Consider the following 3,871-nt stretch of genomic DNA (forward strand, 5'->3'; position numbering starts at 1 on the left):
CCCAGGACCACAGGCTTCGACCAGTGCACGACGACCTGCGACGGCACCCGAATGCGCGCAGCGTTCGGTCGTGCGGCGACGTGGAGCGCCGACTTCGCGGGAACCCAGAGCCCGTACCGCTCCGCCGCCGTCACGCAGCTCAGCACGACTCCGCGGGACACCGCTCCGACGGTCTGCGGATCGGCGTCGGGCAGCGCCACCCACCCCTGGCGCACGGTCGTGATCTCGCACTGCTCCTTCGACCGCCGCAGCGCGTACTCGCTCACACCGGCTTCTCGAAGCGTGCGCACTCGTGCGACTCCTCCACGACGTCGCAGCTCGCTCACGGCATCCATCGAACGATCGTGCCCGCCCGCCTGGCGCAGGGGTGACCACCATCCCGGCAAGCGGGCACTGTTCTTCAGCGAGCGGTTACTGTGCAGGACAGCTCCGTGCGGAGCATCCGCTCCCGCGAACGCGTCCGCTCTCCCGCCGGGCACGTCTGATCTCACGATCTGAAGGAGAAAACACGGAGCGAAGGAGTGGATGCCGTCAGCAGGCCTTCAGAGCGTGAGAACTCCTTCAGAGCACCCGCGCGGCCCGCGCTCGCGCACCGAATAAAGGAGAAGACGCGGAATGAAGGAGTGGATGCTGCCTCGCGTCCTTCAAAGCGCGAGAAGTCCTTCACAACGCGAGGGCACCCCACGCGAGGCATCACCACGCAGGGGCACCACAACGCAGGGGCACCACAACGCAGGGGCACCACAACGCAAGACGAAGCGCAGGGGACGCAGAAGGGGGGAGGATCCGAAGATCCTCGCCCCCTGTCAGCTGAGACTTACCAGCTCGACTTGGTGACACCGGGCAGCTCGCCACGGTGTGCCATGTCACGGAAGCGGACACGCGAGATGCCGAACTTCGTGAGGACACCGCGGGGGCGGCCGTCGATGACGTCGCGCGAACGCACGCGAGCCGGCGACGCGTTGCGCGGCAGCTTCTGCAGGCCGACGCGTGCGGCCTCGCGGGCCTCGTCGGTGGCGTTCGGGTCGACCAGGGTCTTCTTCAGCTCGGCGCGACGCTCGGCGTAACGCTCGACGATGACCTTGCGCTGCTCGTTGCGAGCGATCTTGCTCTTCTTAGCCATTGATCAACGCTCCTCTCGGAATTCGACGTGCTGACGGATGACCGGGTCGTACTTCTTGAGCACGAGGCGGTCGGGGGTGTTGCGGCGGTTCTTCTTCGTCACGTACGTGTAACCCGTACCTGCCGTCGAACGCAGCTTGATGATCGGACGAACGTCCTGAGCCTTCTTGGCCATTAGAGCTTCACACCCTTCGCCTGGAGGTCCTTGACCACGTTCTCGATGCCGCGGACGTCGATCACCTTGATGCCCTTGGCGGACACGTTGAGCGTGATCTTACGACCGAGCGACGGAACGAAATACGTCTTCTTCTGCACGTTCGGGTCGAAGCGGCGCTTCGTCCGGCGGTGCGAGTGCGAGACATTGTGTCCGAAGCCGGGAACAGCTCCGGTCACCTGGCACACTGCTGCCATGATGTGACTCCTTCTATACCGTGAGACCGGACGGCCTCACCCAAGATCCCTTGTCTGCACGCAACCTCGACCCGCCGATCTCTCGGCCGCAGAAGGGGAAGCACGCGAACTGCGCACAGGAGTGTGCGCAGACAAAGAGTCAGTTTAGCACGGGCGGAGTGCCGTCGAGCGCCGCGGCCTCGGCCGCGCCCCGCCCCCAGCGGAAGGGCGACACGGTGGGGTCGCCATCGATCCAGAAGCGCCAGGGGAACGCGTGCGTGCCGGCGACTCCGGCGACGCCGACCCGCGGGCCGCGCACCACGTCGTCCCGCGGCACGCCCAGCCACAGCTCGGCGCGCGCCCCGTGCCGCTCCTCCCCCGTGACGGCGTCGATCCCGTCGTGCAGCGGATGCCGCAACCCCACGGCCTGACCGAGACGCCCCGGCCCGCGGGCGAGGTCGCGAAGGGCGATGCGACCGAGAGGCAGCACCGCGCCGCGCCGCCGAGCCGCGGCATCCGCTCCGGCCACGATCTCGCCGGCCCGCAGCAGCACGCCGTCGCCCTGTCCCTCCGGCCCGCACACGACGTTGACGCACGAGTGGATGCCGTGACTCAGGTAGACGTAGAGGTGCCCCGGCTCACCCCACATCGTGGCGTTGCGGGCGGTCGGCCCCATTCGCGCATGCGATCCGGGGTCCGCGATCTCGCCGGTGCCCCGCCCGTGGTACGCCTCGACCTCGGTGATGCGCAGCCGCACCTCGACCGGGTCTGTGTCGTCGGACCCGACGACGAACGTGCGCAGTTCCGCCCCGAGCAGTCGCGGCGCGACGTCGACCGCGGAGCCGCCCAGATCGGCACGCGCGGCACGGCGCAGGGCATCGCGCGGCGACATGTCAGAACCGCGGTGCCGTCTGGCACCAGGAGACGTCGAAGCCGGTGAGGGCGACCATCTCCTTGCCCGACTCCATGTCGATCAGATGCGTCTCGACGTTCTCGGGCAGCGGGAGCAGCATCCCGTCGTAGGGGTTGCTCGCCAGTTCCGGCGCGACGACGACTGCTGCATATTGGCCGCTCGGGGATGCGCACGCCTGCAGGATCGAATCCGCCGAGCTGACCTCGACCAGCGGGGTCGCCGTGCCGTCGTCGTCGACGCGGATCACCGCCTGCCCCACCGGCAGTCCGGCATCGTCGCGCGAGACCACGTGCCGCAGCGTGCCACCGGGGTACGGCGTGATCGAGGAGGCCGTGCCGTAGTCGGGATCGGATGCCGCGAGCGGCTTCTCGGACCCGTCGGCGAGGTTGAGCTCGACCACGGTGGCGTCGAGCCGCTCGACGATCGCGGTGTAGGTACCTCGGGAGATGCCCTGGATGGTCGCGGCGAGCCCCAGGGACTGCACGCCCGCATCGCTCGAGCGGTCGACGAGCGAGAGCGCTCCGTCGAAGTCGATGAACAGCACGGCGGCGCTGTCGGGCACGAACTGCCAGACGAAGACGCTCGCCTCCTCGCCCGCGACCTCGATGACCTGCGGGTCGTCCTTGCCGTTCAGCGACTGTGTGACCAGCACGCTCGCTCGCCCTTCGTCGTCGCTCAGCTCGCGGTCGGAGTAGCTGTAGCCGACGAGGGCGCCGCGCTCGGAGACCTGGATCGCGCCGACGTAGCCGTCACCGGGCAGTTTCAGCTCGCGCTGGTTCGCCCCGTCGCGGTCCATCACGAGCAGCCGGGATCCGTCGTCCTCCTCCACCGCGACGACGAGCTGATTCGAGGTCGCGCGGAAGTCGTTGATCTTGTCGTGCTCGTAGACTGCGACCCCGTCGCCCTTGAGGTCGGTGAGGAAGATCTTGTCCTTGCCGTCGACATCGCGTCGCAGGATGAAGATGTGGGATGCCGGGGTCTCGAAGCTCGTCGTCAACGTGGTCGCAGGCCCCCCGCCGGCACCGGTGACATCGGCGACACGCACCGTGTACTTCGTGGAGTCATCGAGCGGAACCGTGAAGCGCACACCGACGCCCCGGCCGGAGGCATCGACGGTGAACGGCACGGCCGGCTCAACGGTGACCTGCTCGGGATCGATGTCCGAGAGCGCCTGGTTCGCCGTGAGGATGACCCGGCTCCCGGACGATTCGATCGCCTGCGCGGTGTCGACCTGCACCTCGCTGATCCGTGGCCCCTGCAGGATGCTCACGATCCCGAACGCGGTGCCGACGAGCACCAGGATGCCGAGGACCGCGCCGATCGTGAGGAGGAAGCGGCGCGACGTCGCGGGGGTGCGGGCAGGTTCGCGTGCGGACGGCTCGCGGGAATCGGCCGGATCGAACGCCGCATCGCGCGGCTCAGCCTCGGCCTCGGCTTCGGCCTCGG

The 3,871-nt window shown here is 68.5% G+C and carries 5 protein-coding genes and 1 pseudogene; all 6 read right to left on the reverse strand.

The genetic code is table 11. The features are described 5' to 3' along the window. Window positions 1-335: pseudogene (locus tag ACNPM4_RS12245) on the reverse strand (DNA/RNA helicase); the annotation flags it as partial. 482 nt (window positions 336-817) lie between these two features. After that, window positions 818-1,123 (reverse strand): 30S ribosomal protein S14, encoded by a 306-nt coding sequence (gene rpsN, locus ACNPM4_RS12250; RefSeq protein WP_017829734.1) that lies wholly within the window; start codon window positions 1,121-1,123, stop codon window positions 818-820. Window positions 1,124-1,126: 3 nt separating this feature from the next. Then, window positions 1,127-1,297, reverse strand: a complete 171-nt coding sequence (rpmG, locus tag ACNPM4_RS12255) for a 50S ribosomal protein L33 (RefSeq protein WP_017203558.1) — start codon at window positions 1,295-1,297, stop codon at window positions 1,127-1,129. After that, on the reverse strand, window positions 1,297-1,533 hold the full coding sequence (gene rpmB, locus ACNPM4_RS12260; protein WP_017203559.1) for a 50S ribosomal protein L28: 237 nt from the start codon (window positions 1,531-1,533) through the stop codon (window positions 1,297-1,299). Before rpmB ends, rpmG begins: the two co-directional genes overlap by 1 nt. Window positions 1,534-1,672: 139 nt before the next feature. Further along, a complete protein-coding gene (locus tag ACNPM4_RS12265) occupies window positions 1,673-2,404 on the reverse strand; it encodes a DNA-3-methyladenine glycosylase (RefSeq protein ID WP_448985869.1) in 732 nt (243 codons plus the stop codon). Between the two features lies 1 nt (window position 2,405). Next, a partial coding sequence (locus ACNPM4_RS12270; protein WP_448985870.1) for a hypothetical protein occupies window positions 2,406-3,871 on the reverse strand: 1,466 nt, incomplete at its 5' end.

Source organism: Microbacterium umsixpiens, assembly GCF_053543675.1.